Below are 14,437 nucleotides of genomic sequence, written 5' to 3'. Positions count from 1 at the left end.
GGTTGTGCAAGATTTCGCCGAACATTAATGATGCACATAACTTTCTCATCACTGAAGGTGGTACCCGTTCGGGCGCAGGAGGGCGCCGCCGACCGGCGTCGTCCGGGGGCTGGTGGGCGCGGGTCCGCGCGCACGATCATGGGGCGCATGGATGAGCGAAACGCACGCTGGAGCCGGGCGACCGTCTACCCCGACATGTGGGTCGATCCGGAGGACGATCCGCGCAACAGCGGCGGGGTCAGTCCGGACGGCGAACTCGCCACACTTCAGGACTTTCTGTCGAATTACCGCGCAACCCTGCTGATGAAGTGCGAGGGCCTGGACGCGGAGCAGATGGCCCGGCGGTCGGTGCCGCCGTCGACGATGTCACTGCTCGGCCTGGTCCGGCATCTCGCCGAGGTGGAGCGCGACTGGCACAACTGGATCGGCGACGGCGAGCCGCTGCCGAAGCTGTACGGCGGCGACGGTGGCGGGGACAGCGAGGGCGGCGAGGGCGGCGGGGACAACTGGGACTTCGACGGGGCCGTCGCCGAGCAGGCCGAGGTGGACGCCGCGTACACCGCCCTGGCGCGCGAGCAGGCCGCGACCGACGCCGTGCTGGCCGAGCACCCGGACCTGGGTGAGCGGCTGGGGAAGGACGGGTTCGCGGTACGGGAGCTGCTGGTGCACAGGATCGAGGAGTACGCCCGGCACTGCGGGCACGCCGACCTGTTGCGTGAGCGCATCGACGGCCGGGTGGGCCAGTGACGGGCACCGGGGCGGCCGGCCGGACTCCGGCCACGGCGGAAGCGTGCGCGCGAGGTTGAACGCGCGGGAGTGAACGCGCGGGGGTGAAGGGGACGCGGCCCGTTGTGCGGAACGGGAAGGGGAACGGGCACGGCCGGTCCCGGACCGCGGAACGACGCGGTCGGGCCCGGCCGTGCCCGGGTGACTCAGACGTTGACGCCGAAGTCCTGGGCGATGCCGACCAGACCGGACGCGTAGCCCTGGCCGACCGCGCGGAACTTCCACTCCGCGCCGTTGCGGTACAGCTCGCCGAAGACCATGGCCGTCTCGGTGGCGGCGTCCTCGGAGAGGTCGTAGCGGGCGATCTCGCTGCCGCCGGCCTGGTTGACGATGCGGATGTAGGCGTTGCGGACCTGGCCGAAGTTCTGGCCGCGGTTCTCGGCCTCGTAGATGGAGACCGGGAAGACGATCTTGTCGATGTCGGCCGGGAGGGCGGCGAGGTTGACGTTGATCGCCTCGTCGTCGCCGGCGCCCTCGCCGGTGCGGTTGTCGCCCGTGTGGACGATCGAGCTGTCCGGGGTCTGCTTGTTGTTGAAGAAGACGAAGTGGGCGTCCGAGTAGACCTTGCCCTGCGTGTTGACCGCGATCGCGGAGGCGTCCAGGTCGAAGTCCGTGCCGGTGGTGGTGCGGACGTCCCAGCCGAGGCCCACGGTGACGGCGGTCAGGCCCGGAGCCTCCTTGGTGAGCGAGACGTTGCCACCCTTGGACAGGCTTACAGCCATGGTTTGGGAGTCCCTTCCCTCGTTGCTTACCTACGGCTTCGTACTGGGGACGAAGCTACCCTCACCGGGAAGAACGCCAAGGGGGGCCCAGGAGGTTCCGCATCCCTTTACCTTTTTTACCCTCCTTGGCCCAGTCCCCGGCTCGGCAAAGGCCCGGTCCTCGGCTCCGGCAAATCGGGGTGACGCGGACCGGACGATGAGGCGACCATGGAGAGCATGTCCGGTCCTTACGTCATCCGTGGCTCCGTCTCACTCCCCGAGGCCGAGCTGATGTGGCGCTTCTCACGTTCGTCGGGGCCCGGCGGACAGCACGTCAACACCAGCGACTCGCAGGTCGAGTTGCGCTTCGACCTGGCGCGGACCGAGGCGTTCCCCCAGGTGTGGAAGGACCGGGCGCTGCGGCGCCTCGCGGGCCGGCTCACCGACGGCGTGCTGACCGTCCGGGCGTCCGAGCACCGGTCCCAGTGGCGCAACCGCGAGACCGCCGCGGTGCGCCTCGCGGCCCTGCTCGCCCAGGCGACCGCGCCGCCGCCCAAGCCCCGCAAGCCGACCCGGATCCCGCGCGGGATCAATGAGCGGCGGCTGCGGGAGAAGAAGCAGCGTTCGGACACCAAGCGCGGCAGGTCCGGCCGGGACTGGACGAACTGAGCCGGTCCCTCGTGTCACATTCCCGTCCCGCCGTACGTCACCTCCATGTACGTCGTCCCCATGACGGCAGGTACGCCGTCCCCCTGACGGACGGGGCGGTCTCCACGACGGACGAGGGTGTGGCCGGCGATGAACGAACACCGGACAGGGCACGGGCACGACGGCACGGGCGCCGGCGACGGTGCCGGTGCCGGTGAGGCCGAGGCGCTGGCCCGGAGCTTCGAGGTGTACCGGCCCCGGCTGCGGGCCGTCGCCCACCGCGTGCTCGGCTCGGCCGCCGAGGCCGAGGACGCGGTGCAGGAGGCATGGTTCCGGCTGAGCCGTACCGACGCCGGCCGGGTGGAGAACCTGGGCAGCTGGCTGACGACGGTGGTCGGCCGGGTCTGCCTGGACATGCTCCGCTCCCGCAGGTCCCGCGCCGAGGAGCCCCTGGAGTCCGGCCCGACGGTCGCCGTCGCGGACGCCGGACCCGAACAGGACGCCCTGCTCGCCGACTCGGTCGGCGTCGCCCTCCTCGTCGTCCTCGAAACCCTCACGCCCGCCGAACGCCTGGCGTTCGTGCTGCACGACCTGTTCGCGGTGCCGTTCGAGGAGGTCGCCGGCGTTCTCGGCCGCACCCCGGCCGCCGCCCGCCAGCTCGCGAGCCGGGCCAGGCGGCGGGTGCAGGGCGCCCCGCTGCCGGGCGCCGACCTGGCCCGGCAGCGCAAGGTCGTGGAGGCGTTCCTGGCCGCGGCGCGCGAGGGCGACTTCGAGGGGCTGCTCGCGGTGCTCGACCCGGACGTGGTGGCCCGCAGCGCGGCCGGGGTCACGACCGGCGCGGAGCGGGTCGTCGCCGGGGCGACGCGTTTCCCGCACCTGGCCCACCTCACCCACGTGGCCCTGGTCGACGGGACCCCCGGCCTGGTGATGCTGGTGGACGGCCGGCCGGAACGGGTCCTGGCCTTCACCTTCGTACATGACCGCATCGCGGCCATCGACATCGTCATCGCCCCCGACGACCGCCTGTCCCGGCTGACCGTCACACCGCTGTGAGACCCGGCGGGCCGGCGGCGGCACTACGTCAGTTCCAGCACCCCGACCGTCTGTCCCCCGCTGGTCTCACCGGTCTTGCGGAAGCCGAGCCGAAGGTAGAACTCCTCGGGACCGTCCGGGCCGGGGTGCCAGGTGACGTGGAGCTGCTCGTCGCCGCGACGGCGCAGTTCGGCGGCGACGGACTCGACCGCGAAACGGCCGTACCCGCGGCCCTGTTCGCCGGCCGCGATGTTCAACCGCCACAGGCCCGAGCGGAACAGGCTCCCGTCGCCCCGCCAGTCGATGCCGAGGAAGGCCATGAGGAAGCCGACCGGGCGGTCGTCGTCGCCGTCCACGATCAGCCGCGGCCAGGCGACGCCCGCGGGCTGGACGTACGCCTCGGCGAGGGAGCGCACGACGGGCTCCACGGCGGACTCCTGGTCGGGCCGGACCCGGATGCCGAGGGCGGCGTCGAGGGTGCGCGGCGTGATCACTTCCAGGCGGGGCGTCATCCGGGCACGGTAATCCGGCCGCCGATCACCGGGCCAGGGAATTTTGCCCGCCGGGCCGGGGAATTCGGCTGCGTGGGGCACCGGGAATTTCACACTGCCGCGGACGTCCCCCCGTCCCCTCACCCCGGCGCACCCCGGCCTTCGCCCTCGGCCCGCACGCCGGGCCGCCGCTCGCACGCCATGCCCCCCGCCCGCAGGCCAGGCCCGCGCCCCGGGCCCGCCGTCCTCAGCCCAACCGGCGGTACCGCCCCCGGAAGTACAGCAGCGGCCCGCCGTCCGCGCTGGGCAGGTCCGCGGTCAGTACGCGGCCGATCACCAGATTGTGGTCCCCGGCCGGGACCATCTGTTCGGTGCGGCACTCCAGGGTCGCGAGGGCGCCGCGCACCAGGGGCGCGCCGGAGACCGCGCCGCGGGCGTAGGGGATGTCCTCGAACAGCAGCCGGTCGCTGATGCGGCCCTTCATGGCGAACCGGCCGGCGATGTGCCGCTGGCTCTCGGAGAGCACGGACACCGCCCACAGGGGCTGCTCGGCGAGCAGGTCGTCCATGCGGGAGCCCTCGCGCAGGCTGACCATGACCAGCGGCGGGTCCAGCGACACGGACAGGAAGGCCGTGGCCGTCATGCCGGCGTCCTCGCCGGCCGGCGCCGTCGGGTCGTCCGGGTCGAGCGGCGGCTCCTGCGCGGTGACCAGGACCACGCCCGCGGCCAGCCGGGACATGGCGGCCCGGAACTCGTCGTTGCTCACCCCCTCAGCATGCCCGGGGACGGCGGGGGAGGGCGGCGAAGGAGTGTTCAGCACGGCGGAAACGCTAATCTTCGCTCCGGGTCCGTCGCATCGGGCCTGAGCCCGAGACGGGTCCTAGGACCAGGTAGGACCAGGGGACGAAGTACGCCGAGACACTTCCTGATTGTTCATGTTCTTCTGTGACTTGAGTCACAAGGGCCAGGAATTGTTGACCCTGTGTACCGAGTGGGCAGCGCGCTGTGATTCAGTGGCGGTGGAGCTGCAAGGGCACCACGGAAGAGATAACGCCGAACAGAACCCTTGATTCACTGCGAGGTCTCGGGGGGAGGGCGAGCATGGAGACCGAGTCGGAGCCCTACGTCCGCCTTGCCTCCCTCCGGCAACTGCACCAGGCCATGGCCGACATGAACACGGCCCGCAGCCTGGCGGACACCCTCCAGACCGTCGCCGACGGCGCCGTCACCGCCCTCGGCTACGAACTCGCCTGCGTCAACCTCGTACGCACCGACGGCGACCTGGTGGTCGCCGCCTTCTCCGGCAACGCCGCCGCCGAGGCCCTGATCACCGGCCGGGTCGGCTCCCGGGAGTCCTGGGAGCGCCGGCTGCGCATGGGCGAGTCCTGGGGCGACCTGCGGTTCATACCGCACACCGAGGGCTGGGTCCTCGACGACGACGACGTCCCGCAGTGGTTCACCGACGGGCCCGCGCCCCGCTTCGAGGACGAGTGGCACCCCGCCGACCGGCTGTTCGCGCCCATGAACACGCCCGGCGCGCAGGGCGGCGGCTCCGGTGAGCTGCTCGGCGTGATCTCCGTGGACCGGCCGCGCAACGGACGGCACCCCGGCGCCTGGGGCCGCGAGGCCCTCCAGATGTACGCGTTCCAGGCGGCCATCGCGATCAGCAACGCCCGGCTGCGCGCGAACATGCAGCGCGCCCTGGTCCGCCTGGAGCGGGAGCAGCAGGCGCTGCGCGCGAGCGAGGAGAGCTTCCGGCAGGCGTTCGAGTACGCCCCGTCCGGCATGGCCATCGCCGAACTGGGCGGGGACCAGCACGGCCGCATCCTGCGCACCAACGACGCGCTGTGCCGGCTGCTGGGCCGCCCCGCCGCCGCGATGCGCCGCTACTCCTTCTCCGACCTCGTCCACCCCGAGGACATAGGCACGCTGCTGCGCACCTCCGCCGAGGGCGGCCGGGCGGAGCTGCGGCTGGGCCGCCGGGACGGCTCCTACGTCTGGGTCTCGCTGCGCAACTCCGTGGTCGCGGACGCCGCCGACGGCCCCCGCTTCCTGCTCACCCACGTCGAGGACATAGAGGAACGCAAGCGCCGCGAGCTGCAACTCGCCCACCGCGCCTCGCACGACTCCCTCACCGGCCTGCCGAACTCCGCCGAGCTGCGCGCGCGGCTCGCGTCCCGCCTGTGCCGCCGCCCCACGCACGTCGACGACCTGGAGTCCCTGGACGCCGCGTACGGCCATCCTGCCTACGACGTGAACGGTCACGGCTTCGACTTCGCCTCCGGCGCCGCGGGCTACGACGGCTTCGACCACCATGTGCACGTCGTCGCGCCCGAGGGCGACCGCGACGACGGCACCAAGGGCCTCGCGGTCCTCTTCTGCGACCTCGACGGCTTCAAGTCGATCAACGACCGGTTCGGGCACAACGCGGGCGACGCGGTCCTCATCGAGGTGGCGCGGCGGCTGTCGCGCGGCGTGCGCGACGGCGACACGGTGGCCCGCCTCGGCGGCGACGAGTTCGTCATCCTGGCCGACGGCCTCGGCAAGGCCGACGCCCAGGACCTCGCCGTACGCCTGCGCAACGAGATCATCCAGCCGATCCGGGCCGAGGGCCGGGCGGTGCGGGTCGGCGCGAGCTTCGGCATCGGCTGGGCGCACTGCGGCATGACGGCGGACGAAGTGTTGAAATCCGCTGACGAGCGGATGTACGTCGAGAAACGATCTCGTCCCAAACAACACAGGCGAGCCGGATGAGCGCAGGTCAGTGGGCTGAAGCACACGAGGTCACCCGTTTGGCCCAGTGAGAGCGGGTAGGCTCGCTGTTCACCACCCGTCTCCACTAACCCGTACCGCATCCGCCCGCACCTGTTGAGGAGTACTAGGCATGACGCCCGGCGACAACGGCGCGAGCACGCCCGAGGACGACGACCCGTTCGGCTATCTGTACGCCGACGGGCAGGCCAGGGGAGCCCAGCCGCCGTCCGGTGGCTACGGCTACCCGAACTCGGTCAGCAGGGTGCGCGCGGTGGGGGAGCGCCAGTACGGCCAGCAGGCCCCCTACGGCCAGCAGCCCCCGGCAGCCTACGGGAACCAGACGGTGCCCGTGCAGCAGGGCGCCCACGGTCAGCCGAACGCCCACTACCAGGCCCCCGAGACCTACCCCGGTGGTGCCGGACCGGGCGCCCCGCAGCCCCCGCACGGCGGCGGCCGAAACGGCCGCGGCCCGAACACCAAGGGGCTGCTGATCGGCGCGATCGCGGTGGTCGCCGCGGTGGTCATCGGCATCAGCGTGGCCATGTTCAGCAACTCGGACGGCGACAAGAGCGACAGCGGATCCACGGCCTCCGCCTCGACGGACGGTGCCGGCTCCCAGGAGTCGGCTTCGTCAAGTCCCTCGGAGAGCGCTGCCTCCGAGCCGGGTGTGCAGGACGCGGCGGCTCTGACGCTCGGGGGCGGTGCCCAGGTCGGCACCGAGTACTCCGGTGCGCGGGCCGACGGCGGCAAGTACGTCGACCAGATGACGCAGCCCGGGGCCTCGGTGACCTGGAAGGTCGACGTGCCCAAGGCCGGCACGTACGACCTGTGGATCCGGTACGCCAACGCCGAGAAGGACGCGGCGAGCGCGACGACCGTCGTGAACGGCAAGGCGATGAGCTACAAGGCGGATCTTCAGAACTACGGCAAAAAAGGCGACTGGAACGCCTGGTACCGCTCCTACGTCTCCGTCCAACTCGACAAGGGGACGAATACGGTGGCTGTCACCTGCGGTCAGGGAGACGCCTGCCATTTCAATCTCGACCAGTTGGCGTTGCTCCAGGAGGGGCAGAAGCCCGACTGGTGAATGCCCGGCAGGTGAGTGGATGCGCTGTTGCCACGGACCTCACGCCGACACGCTGACATCGGTCTGCGACAGCATTTCCTCATAGGTCGGCCGATCGAACTCCCCCGCCACCGGTGCCGCCACCGTCGCCGCCGACAGGGCGACCGCGCGGGCCAGCCGGTCCGGCCAGGCGAGGTCTTCCACCAGGCCGGACAGCAGGCCCGCCACCACCGAGTCGCCTGCGCCGGTGGGATTGCCGGCCACGGTGGCGGGCGGGGCGGCCCGCCAGTGGCCGTCCGCGGTGTGGGCGAGCAGACCGCCGGGGCCGAGGGAGGCGACCACCGCGTGGGCGCCGCGCCGCCTGGCGTCCCGTGCCGCGCGCAACGGCTCGTGGAATCCGGTGAGTTCGGCCAGCTCCTCGGCGTTGGGCTTGGCGATGTCCGGGCGGGCCGCCACCCCGCGCCGCAGCGGCTCCCCGTCGGTGTCGAGCAGCACCGGGACACCGGCCGACCGGGCGGCCCGTATGAGGCCCGCGTAGGCCCCCACCGGTACCCCGGGCGGCAGGCTGCCGCACAGCGCCACCGCCGAGGCCGGCCCGAGCAGACCCGCGTACGCCTCCTGGAACGCGGCCCACTCGACGGCGGTGACCTGCGGCCCCGGCTCGTTCAGCTGGGTCGTGTCGCCGCTGCGCTCGTCGACCACGGCGATCGTGCGCCGGGTCGCGCCCGCGATCGGGACCAGCGCGTCCAGCACGCCCGGGGTGTCGGCGAGCCGTTCGCGGATCTCCCGGCCGGTGCCGCCGCCGGCGAACCCGGTGACCGTCACCTCGTGCCCGAGGGCCGCGAGCACCCTGGCCACGTTCACGCCCTTGCCGCCCGGCCGCTCGGCGACCGCGGACACCCGGTGCGTCGCGTGGGGCCGCAGCGCGCGCACGCGATAGGTGAGGTCGAGAGCGGTGTTGAGCGTGACCGTGAGGATCACCGGGGCCGACCTCCCTCGCGCCGTGCTGACCTGTGCCGTGCTGACCTGTGCCGTGCGTCTCGTCACGATCATGCCAAACAGGCGGCGAGGCGCCCAGACCGCGGACGGTCCCGGACACCTCGCCGACGCCCCGACGCGGGGACGGATCAGGGCAGTTGGGGATCGACCACCCACTCGCCCCGCCGCATCACGCCCTTGAGGTCGAAGCTGTCGTCGAGGAGGACGAGGTCGGCGTCCTTGCCGGGCTCCAGGGAACCCACCTGGTCGGCCAGGCCCAGCAGCCGGGCCGGATTCACGGACAGCGCCGTCACCACGTCCTCGACCGGCACCCGGTCGACCGTCACCGCCCGCTTGAAGGCGCGGTCCAGGGTCAGGGTCGAGCCCGCGATGGAGCCGCCCTGCACCAGCCGGGCCACCCCTTCGCTGACCTCGACCTCCAGCGGGCCGAGCATGTAGCGGCCGTCGCCGATCCCGGCCGCGTCCATCGCGTCGGTGATGAACGCGACCCGCCCGGCGCCCGCGTGCCTGAACGCCAGCTCCAGCGCGGCCGGGTGCAGATGGGTGCCGTCGTTGATCAGCTCGACCGTGACCCGTTCGTCCTCCAGCAGGGCGGCGACCGGGCCGGGGGAGCGGTGGCCGAGCGGCGGCATCGCGTTGAACAGGTGGGTGGCGACCGTCGCGCCCGCGTCGATCGCCTCCTTCGTCTGCTCGTACGTCGCGTCCGTGTGGCCGATGGCGGCGATCACGCCCTGCTCCGCCAGCAGCCGTACCGAGTCGATGCCGCCCGGCAGTTCGGCGGCCAGGGTGACCATCCGGGTCCAGCCGCGGCCCGCCTCGACCAGCCGCAGCACCTCGGCCGGATCCGGGTCGCGCAGCAGTTCCTCGGCGTGCGCGCCCTTGCGGCACGGCGAGATGAACGGGCCCTCGAAGTGGATCCCGGCGATGTCGCCCTGCTCGGCCAGTTCGGCCAGCAGCCCGGCCTGCTTGACCAGGAAGTCCATGTCGTCGGTGACGGTGGAGGCGACCAGCGTGGTGCTGCCGTGCAGCCGGTGGGTGCGTACGGCCGTCAGGATCTCGTCGGCCGTGCCCGAGAACGAGGCGCCGCCGCCGCCGTGGTTGTGGAGGTCGACGAAGCCGGGCACCACCCAGTGGCCCCGTACGTCGATCACTTCGGCGTCCGCGGGGGAGGCGGCCGCGATCCGGGTACCCTCGACGGCCACGCGGCCGTCGGTCACGATCCCGGTGGGCAGCACCACCCGGGCACCGGCAAGAACGGTACTGGGGGCCATCAGGCGGTTACCTCCGTAGGGTCAGCGGTTTCGAGGAGATCCCGGGCGAGGAGCCCCGCGCCGAGGCAGCCGGCGGTGTCGCCGAGCGCGGCGGGGACGAGCGACGGGACTTTCTGGAAGGTGACGCGGCGCCGGACGGCGTCCCGCAGCGGCGAGAACAACGTTTCCCCGGCTTCGGCGAGCCCGCCACCGATGATCAGCGTGCGCGGGTCCAGCAGGGTGAGCGCGGTGACCAGCCCGTCGGCCAGCGCGTCCACCGCCTCCTGCCAGATCCGTACGGCGTCCGGACGGCCGGATGCCACGGCCTTCGCGCAGTCGGCGGCGTCCGCGCCGGGCCCGCCGCCGGCCGCCGCCCAGGCGTCGCTCACGGCCGCCGCGGAGGCGTACCGCTCCAGGCAGCCGCGCTGCCCGCAGGGGCACGGGGCGCCGCCGGGCCGTACGACGATGTGGCCGATCTCGCCGGCGAAGCCGTGCGCGCCCGCCTCCACCCGGCCGTCGATGCCGATGGCGCCCGCGATGCCGGTGCCCAGCGGCACGAACAGGAAGCGGTCCGCGCCCCGGCCGGCGCCGATCCGGCCCTCGGCGAGGCCGCCGGTGCGCACGTCGTGGCCGAGCGCGACCGGGACGCCGAGCCGGGCCGCGAGCAGGTCGCGCAGCGGTACGTCGCGCCAGCCCAGGTTGGCCGAGTAGACGGCGACGCCGTCCGCCTCGTCGACGATGCCCGGGACCGCGATGCCCGCCGCGACCGCGGGCTCCCCGAACCGGCCGACGCCCCGCGCGCGCAGTTCCTCGGCGAAGTCGAGGATGCCCTCGACCACCGCTTCGGGACCGCGTTCGCGGCCGGTCGGGCGGCGGTCCTGGTGCAGCAGTTCGCCGCCGTCCCCGACCAGGGCGGCCTTCATCCCGGTGCCGCCCACGTCGAGGGCGATGACATGTCTCACGGGGAACAGTGTGGACCGCGGACCCATAAGAGGTCTAGTCCACTTACGCGGTCCAGACCTTTCGAATGTCCACAGGTGCGGGCTCCGGGACCCGGTCGCTGTCGGTGCCCGGCGCTACCGTTCCCCCATGGAACCGGACGACCGTCACGAACTGGGCCGCCAGGAACTGGGCCGACGCGAAGCGGCCATCCTCGCGTTGGAGCGTCGGGGCTTTCCGGGCCCCGGCGCCAAGGAACGGGCGATACGCGAGGAGCTGGGCCTGGCCCCGGTCCGCTACTACCAGCTCCTGAACGCCCTGCTGGACGACGCCCGCGCCCTCGCCCACGACCCGGTCACGGTCAACCGGCTGCGCCGGGTCCGTGAGACGCGCCGCGGGGAGCGCTGAGAGCGGGGGCGGGGGCGTGGGGAGCGCTGAGGGCGGGGGCGTGGGCGTGGGTGAGGGCGTGGGCAGGGGACACGGGGCTGGATCCGGTGGTGGGAGTCGCCGGGTCGGATCTGGTGGTGGGAGTCGCCGGGTCGGATCCGGTCGCGGCTGTACGGACCAGACCCTGGACCGCCTGGGCGTGCGGGTCCGGCCGCGCTCGCCGAGGCGCACGGGCGGCACCATGAGGCCGCCGTCCTGCTCGGCGCTGCCTCCCGGCTGCGCGGCACGCACGATCGCACCGATCGGCAGGTCACCGAACTCACCCGCCGGGGACGGGCGGCGCTGGGCGAAGAGACCTTCGCCACGGCCTACCGCCAGGGCTCGGAGCTGGACGGGAAGACAGCCGTGAACGCGGTCGATCCGGCCCGGCTGCGCCGACGACTCAGGACGAACTCCCCCACCCCGACCCGAGAGAACCCCGGTCCTACTGAACTGAGGGAAATCCTGACCTGAGGGAATCCTGACCTGAGGGAATCCTGACCTGAAGGAATCCTGACCTAAGGGAACCCTGACCTGAAGGAATCCTGATCTGAGGGAACCCCTGATCCGAGGGGCCCCCGTTGTCATGCGTGCGCGCCGCCCCGCGTGGATAGGGTCGCCGTATGGGCAACCCAACGGATTCGACGGATTCGACGGACTCGACCGACCCCCAGGACGCGCTCCCCACGCCCGTGACCCGGGCCGGGCGGGACGGGCTCGCGGCTCTGCTCGAAGGGCCGCGCACCGCGGTGATCGGGCTCGACTTCGACGGGACGCTCGCGCCGATCGTCGCCGACCCCGAGCAGGCCCGCGCCCACCCGGACGCCGTGCCCGTGCTCGCCGCCCTCGCCCCGAAGGTGGCCGCCGTCGCGGTGGTCACCGGACGCCCCGCCGGAGTGGCGGTCCGGCACGGCGGCTTCGCGGGCGTACCCGGCCTGGAACACCTCGTCGTGCTCGGCCACTACGGCGCCGAACGCTGGGACGCGGTCAGCGGCACCGTCAGCGCCCCCGCCCCGCACCCCGGTGTCGCCGGCGTCCGCGCCGAACTGCCCGGCTTCCTCGACCGGATCGGCGCCTGGCGGGGCACCTGGATCGAGGAGAAGGGGCGGGCCGTCGCCGTGCACACCCGGCGTGCCGAGGACCCGCAGGCCGCGTTCGAAGCCCTGCGCGGTCCGCTCGCCGAACTCGCCGCCCGGCACGGCCTGATCGTCGAACCCGGCCGTCTGGTCCTCGAACTCCGCCCACCCGGCATGGACAAGGGCGTCGCCCTGCTGGAGTACGTCCGGGAGATCGGTGCCCGGTCCGTGCTGTACGGCGGCGACGACCTCGGCGACCTGCCCGCCTTCGCGGCCGTCGACGAACTCCGCTCGGACGGCGTACCCGGCCTGCTGGTGTGCAGCGGCAGCACCGAGGTGACGGAACTCGCCGAACGCGCCGACCTGGTGGTGGACGGCCCGGCGGGCGTAGTACGACTCCTGAGGACCCTGTCCACACACCTACCCTGACCGACCGCCCCCCAACAGACACACGATCAACCGACCCCCTTCAAGGACCCGGGTACGGCCCTCACCGGGCCGGGTGGCAACGCCCCTTCTGAGGGGCGCGGGGAACTGCGCGCTCAGCCACGTCCCGGCCGCAGCCGGAGCACGGGGGCACCCCCGGGAGGGACCCGGGTACGGCCCTCACCGGGCCGATGGCAACGCCCCTTTTAAGGGGCGCGGGGAACTGCGCGACCAGCCACCTCCCGGCCGCAGCCGAAGCACGACGACACTCCCGCCATGGCCGGCGCAGCCAACCGCTCAGCCGGCCCGCAACCCGTCCAACTGGTCCAGGAACCACCGGCCGGGCGGCAACGCCACCGCCGCGGCAGCCAACCGCTTCGTCCGTTCCGCCCGCTCGTCCGCCGGCAGGCTGAGCGCCCGGTGCAGGGCGTCCGCCGTGTCCCCGATGTCGTACGGGTTGACGGCGAGCGCGTCCTCGCCCAGCTCCTCGTACGCCCCGGCCTCCCGGGAGAGCACCAGCGCGCAGCCCTTGTCGGAGACGACCGGCACCTCCTTCGCGACCAGGTTCATGCCGTCCCGGATGGGGTTGACCAGGGCCACGTCGGCGAGCCGGTAGGCGGCCAGCGAGCGGGCGAAGTCGTCCTTGACGTGCAGCACGACCGGGGTCCAGCCCGGCGTGCCGTAGCGGGAGTTGATCTCCTCGGCGAGCCGCCGCACCTCGGCCGTGTAGTCCCGGTAGACGGCGAGGTCCTGCCGGGAGGGATAGGCGAAGGCCACGTGCACGACCCGCTCGCGCCAATCGGGGTGGTCGTCGAGGAGCTGCCGGTATGCCAGCAGCCCGCGCACGATGTTCTTCGACAGCTCGGTGCGGTCCACCCGCACGATCGTCCGGCGTCCCGCGCCGATCTCCGCGCGCAGGGCGGCCATCCGCTCCTCGACGTCCGCCTCGTGCGAACGGGCGCGGAGGAATTCGGGGTCGGCGCCGAGGCCGTGCACGTCGACGACGGTCCTGCGGGCGGACACCTGGCCACCGGCCGCGTGCTCAAGACCCCGCGGCCCCGCCTCCGCCTCCGCCTCCGCCTCCGCCCCGAACGCCCCGAACCGCCGCACGCCGGGGCCCGCCGCCTGCGCGCACTCCATGAACGCCCGCGCCCAGCGCCAGGTCAGGAAGCCGAGCCGGTCCGCGCCCAGCATCCCCCGCACCAGCTGTGACCTGATGTCGTCCGGCAGCATCCGGAAGTACTCCGCGGGCGCCCACGGCGTGTGCGAGAAGTGCCCGATCCTGAGATCCGGCCGCTTCTCGCGCAGCATGCCCGGCACCAGGCACAGGTGGTAGTCCTGCACCAGCACCGCGGCGCCCTCGGCCGCCTCCTCGGCCAGCGCCTCCGCGAACGCCCGGTTGTAGGTCTCGTACGACGCCCACTGGCGGCGGAACTCCGCGTCGAAGACGGGCTCCAGCGGGGTCTGGTACAGCATGTGGTGGACGAACCAGAGGACCGAGTTCGCGATGCCGTTGTACGCGTCCGCGTGCACGTCGGCCGGGACCGCGAGCATCCGCACACCGTCCTCGCCCACACCGCGCCGCACCGCCTCCCGGTCGCCGTCGGACAGCGCCGAGCACACCCACAGCGCGCCCGCCTCGGGCCCGATCGCCGACAGCCCGGAGACCAGCCCGCCGCCGCCCCGCCTGGCGGCCAGCGAGCCGTCCTCCCGGACGCCGTACGAGACCGGGCCGCGGTTGGACGCGACCAGCACCTGGGCAGCACCCTGCGTGGAAGCCATACGCCTCAACCTAGCCCGGCCCGGAAACGCTCAAACGTACGGTTGCGGCCAGTCAGCGGTC

At 72.9% G+C, this 14,437-nt stretch carries 14 protein-coding genes; 7 read left to right on the top strand and 7 right to left on the bottom strand.

All coding sequences use genetic code 11. The annotated features are described in order from the left end of the window. Positions 1-147: 147 nt before the first annotated feature. Positions 148-747, top strand: coding sequence for a DinB family protein (locus ACFC09_RS26345; protein WP_376532662.1), 600 nt, complete (start codon positions 148-150; stop codon positions 745-747). Between the two features lie 185 nt (positions 748-932). On the opposite strand, the gene ACFC09_RS26340 is transcribed toward ACFC09_RS26345, so the two are convergent. Continuing rightward, positions 933-1,508 (bottom strand): TerD family protein, encoded by a 576-nt coding sequence (locus ACFC09_RS26340; RefSeq protein ID WP_376532660.1) that lies wholly within the window; start codon positions 1,506-1,508, stop codon positions 933-935. A gap of 207 nt (positions 1,509-1,715) precedes the next feature. Between ACFC09_RS26340 and arfB the strand changes: the two genes are divergently transcribed. Then, entirely contained in the window at positions 1,716-2,156 is a 441-nt protein-coding gene (gene arfB, locus ACFC09_RS26335; protein ID WP_376532658.1) for an alternative ribosome rescue aminoacyl-tRNA hydrolase ArfB, read from the top strand. A gap of 129 nt (positions 2,157-2,285) precedes the next feature. After that, entirely contained in the window at positions 2,286-3,188 is a 903-nt protein-coding gene (locus ACFC09_RS26330) for a sigma-70 family RNA polymerase sigma factor (protein WP_376532656.1), read from the top strand. A 23-nt stretch (positions 3,189-3,211) separates the two neighbouring features. On the opposite strand, the gene ACFC09_RS26325 is transcribed toward ACFC09_RS26330, so the two are convergent. Beyond that, complete coding sequence (locus tag ACFC09_RS26325) at positions 3,212-3,679, bottom strand: GNAT family N-acetyltransferase (RefSeq protein ID WP_376532654.1); 468 nt, start codon at positions 3,677-3,679, stop codon at positions 3,212-3,214. A gap of 226 nt (positions 3,680-3,905) precedes the next feature. Continuing rightward, on the bottom strand, positions 3,906-4,478 hold the full coding sequence (locus ACFC09_RS26320) for a flavin reductase family protein (protein WP_376532652.1): 573 nt from the start codon (positions 4,476-4,478) through the stop codon (positions 3,906-3,908). Between the two features lie 281 nt (positions 4,479-4,759). On the opposite strand from ACFC09_RS26320, the gene cdgB reads away from it, so the two are divergent. Then, positions 4,760-6,412: a diguanylate cyclase CdgB gene (gene cdgB / locus ACFC09_RS26315; protein WP_376532650.1), complete on the top strand. Its 1,653-nt coding sequence runs from the start codon at positions 4,760-4,762 to the stop codon at positions 6,410-6,412. A gap of 130 nt (positions 6,413-6,542) precedes the next feature. Beyond that, entirely contained in the window at positions 6,543-7,499 is a 957-nt protein-coding gene (locus tag ACFC09_RS26310; protein ID WP_376532648.1) for a CBM35 domain-containing protein, read from the top strand. 39 nt (positions 7,500-7,538) lie between these two features. Here the strand turns inward: ACFC09_RS26310 and ACFC09_RS26305 are convergent, their stop codons facing one another. The 3 genes from ACFC09_RS26305 to ACFC09_RS26295 all read right to left on the bottom strand — a co-directional run bounded on the left by ACFC09_RS26305 (position 7,539) and on the right by ACFC09_RS26295 (position 10,716). Further along, positions 7,539-8,459, bottom strand: a complete 921-nt coding sequence (locus tag ACFC09_RS26305; protein WP_376532646.1) for a 1-phosphofructokinase family hexose kinase — start codon at positions 8,457-8,459, stop codon at positions 7,539-7,541. Positions 8,460-8,605: 146 nt separating this feature from the next. Continuing rightward, positions 8,606-9,748 (bottom strand): N-acetylglucosamine-6-phosphate deacetylase, encoded by a 1,143-nt coding sequence (gene nagA, locus ACFC09_RS26300; RefSeq protein WP_376532644.1) that lies wholly within the window; start codon positions 9,746-9,748, stop codon positions 8,606-8,608. Beyond that, on the bottom strand, positions 9,748-10,716 hold the full coding sequence (locus ACFC09_RS26295; RefSeq protein ID WP_376532642.1) for an ROK family protein: 969 nt from the start codon (positions 10,714-10,716) through the stop codon (positions 9,748-9,750). The genes nagA and ACFC09_RS26295 overlap by 1 nt, the downstream gene beginning before the upstream one ends. A 100-nt stretch (positions 10,717-10,816) precedes the next feature. On the opposite strand from ACFC09_RS26295, the gene ACFC09_RS26290 reads away from it, so the two are divergent. Both ACFC09_RS26290 and otsB read left to right on the top strand, forming a co-directional pair. Beyond that, positions 10,817-11,074 (top strand): DUF3263 domain-containing protein, encoded by a 258-nt coding sequence (locus ACFC09_RS26290; protein ID WP_376532640.1) that lies wholly within the window; start codon positions 10,817-10,819, stop codon positions 11,072-11,074. Positions 11,075-11,715: 641 nt separating this feature from the next. Then, a complete protein-coding gene (otsB, locus tag ACFC09_RS26285; RefSeq protein WP_376532638.1) occupies positions 11,716-12,597 on the top strand; it encodes a trehalose-phosphatase in 882 nt (293 codons plus the stop codon). Positions 12,598-12,891: 294 nt separating this feature from the next. Here otsB and ACFC09_RS26280 read toward each other — a convergent pair whose 3' ends face one another. Further along, entirely contained in the window at positions 12,892-14,376 is a 1,485-nt protein-coding gene (locus ACFC09_RS26280; RefSeq protein WP_376532636.1) for a trehalose-6-phosphate synthase, read from the bottom strand. Positions 14,377-14,437: the final 61 nt, after the last annotated feature.

Source organism: Streptomyces sp. NPDC056161, from assembly GCF_042268025.1.
In the GTDB taxonomy this organism is placed as follows: domain Bacteria; phylum Actinomycetota; class Actinomycetes; order Streptomycetales; family Streptomycetaceae; genus Streptomyces.
Note: the sequence above shows the minus strand (reverse complement) of the source record. Positions and strands in the feature narration are given on the sequence as shown.

Bases quoted from the DNA above. Each gene is read 5' to 3' on its own strand.
- ACFC09_RS26345 (WP_376532662.1), top strand. From the start codon at position 148: ATGGATGAGCGAAACGCACGCTGGAGCCGGGCGACCGTCTACCCCGAC.
- ACFC09_RS26340 (WP_376532660.1), bottom strand. From the start codon at position 1,508: ATGGCTGTAAGCCTGTCCAAGGGTGGCAACGTCTCGCTCACCAAGGAG.
- arfB (WP_376532658.1), top strand. From the start codon at position 1,716: ATGGAGAGCATGTCCGGTCCTTACGTCATCCGTGGCTCCGTCTCACTC.
- ACFC09_RS26330 (WP_376532656.1), top strand. From the start codon at position 2,286: ATGAACGAACACCGGACAGGGCACGGGCACGACGGCACGGGCGCCGGC.
- ACFC09_RS26325 (WP_376532654.1), bottom strand. From the start codon at position 3,679: ATGACGCCCCGCCTGGAAGTGATCACGCCGCGCACCCTCGACGCCGCC.
- cdgB (WP_376532650.1), top strand. From the start codon at position 4,760: ATGGAGACCGAGTCGGAGCCCTACGTCCGCCTTGCCTCCCTCCGGCAA.
- ACFC09_RS26310 (WP_376532648.1), top strand. From the start codon at position 6,543: ATGACGCCCGGCGACAACGGCGCGAGCACGCCCGAGGACGACGACCCG.
- nagA (WP_376532644.1), bottom strand. From the start codon at position 9,748: ATGGCCCCCAGTACCGTTCTTGCCGGTGCCCGGGTGGTGCTGCCCACC.
- ACFC09_RS26295 (WP_376532642.1), bottom strand. From the start codon at position 10,716: ATGGGTCCGCGGTCCACACTGTTCCCCGTGAGACATGTCATCGCCCTC.
- ACFC09_RS26290 (WP_376532640.1), top strand. From the start codon at position 10,817: ATGGAACCGGACGACCGTCACGAACTGGGCCGCCAGGAACTGGGCCGA.
- otsB (WP_376532638.1), top strand. From the start codon at position 11,716: ATGGGCAACCCAACGGATTCGACGGATTCGACGGACTCGACCGACCCC.
- ACFC09_RS26280 (WP_376532636.1), bottom strand. From the start codon at position 14,376: ATGGCTTCCACGCAGGGTGCTGCCCAGGTGCTGGTCGCGTCCAACCGC.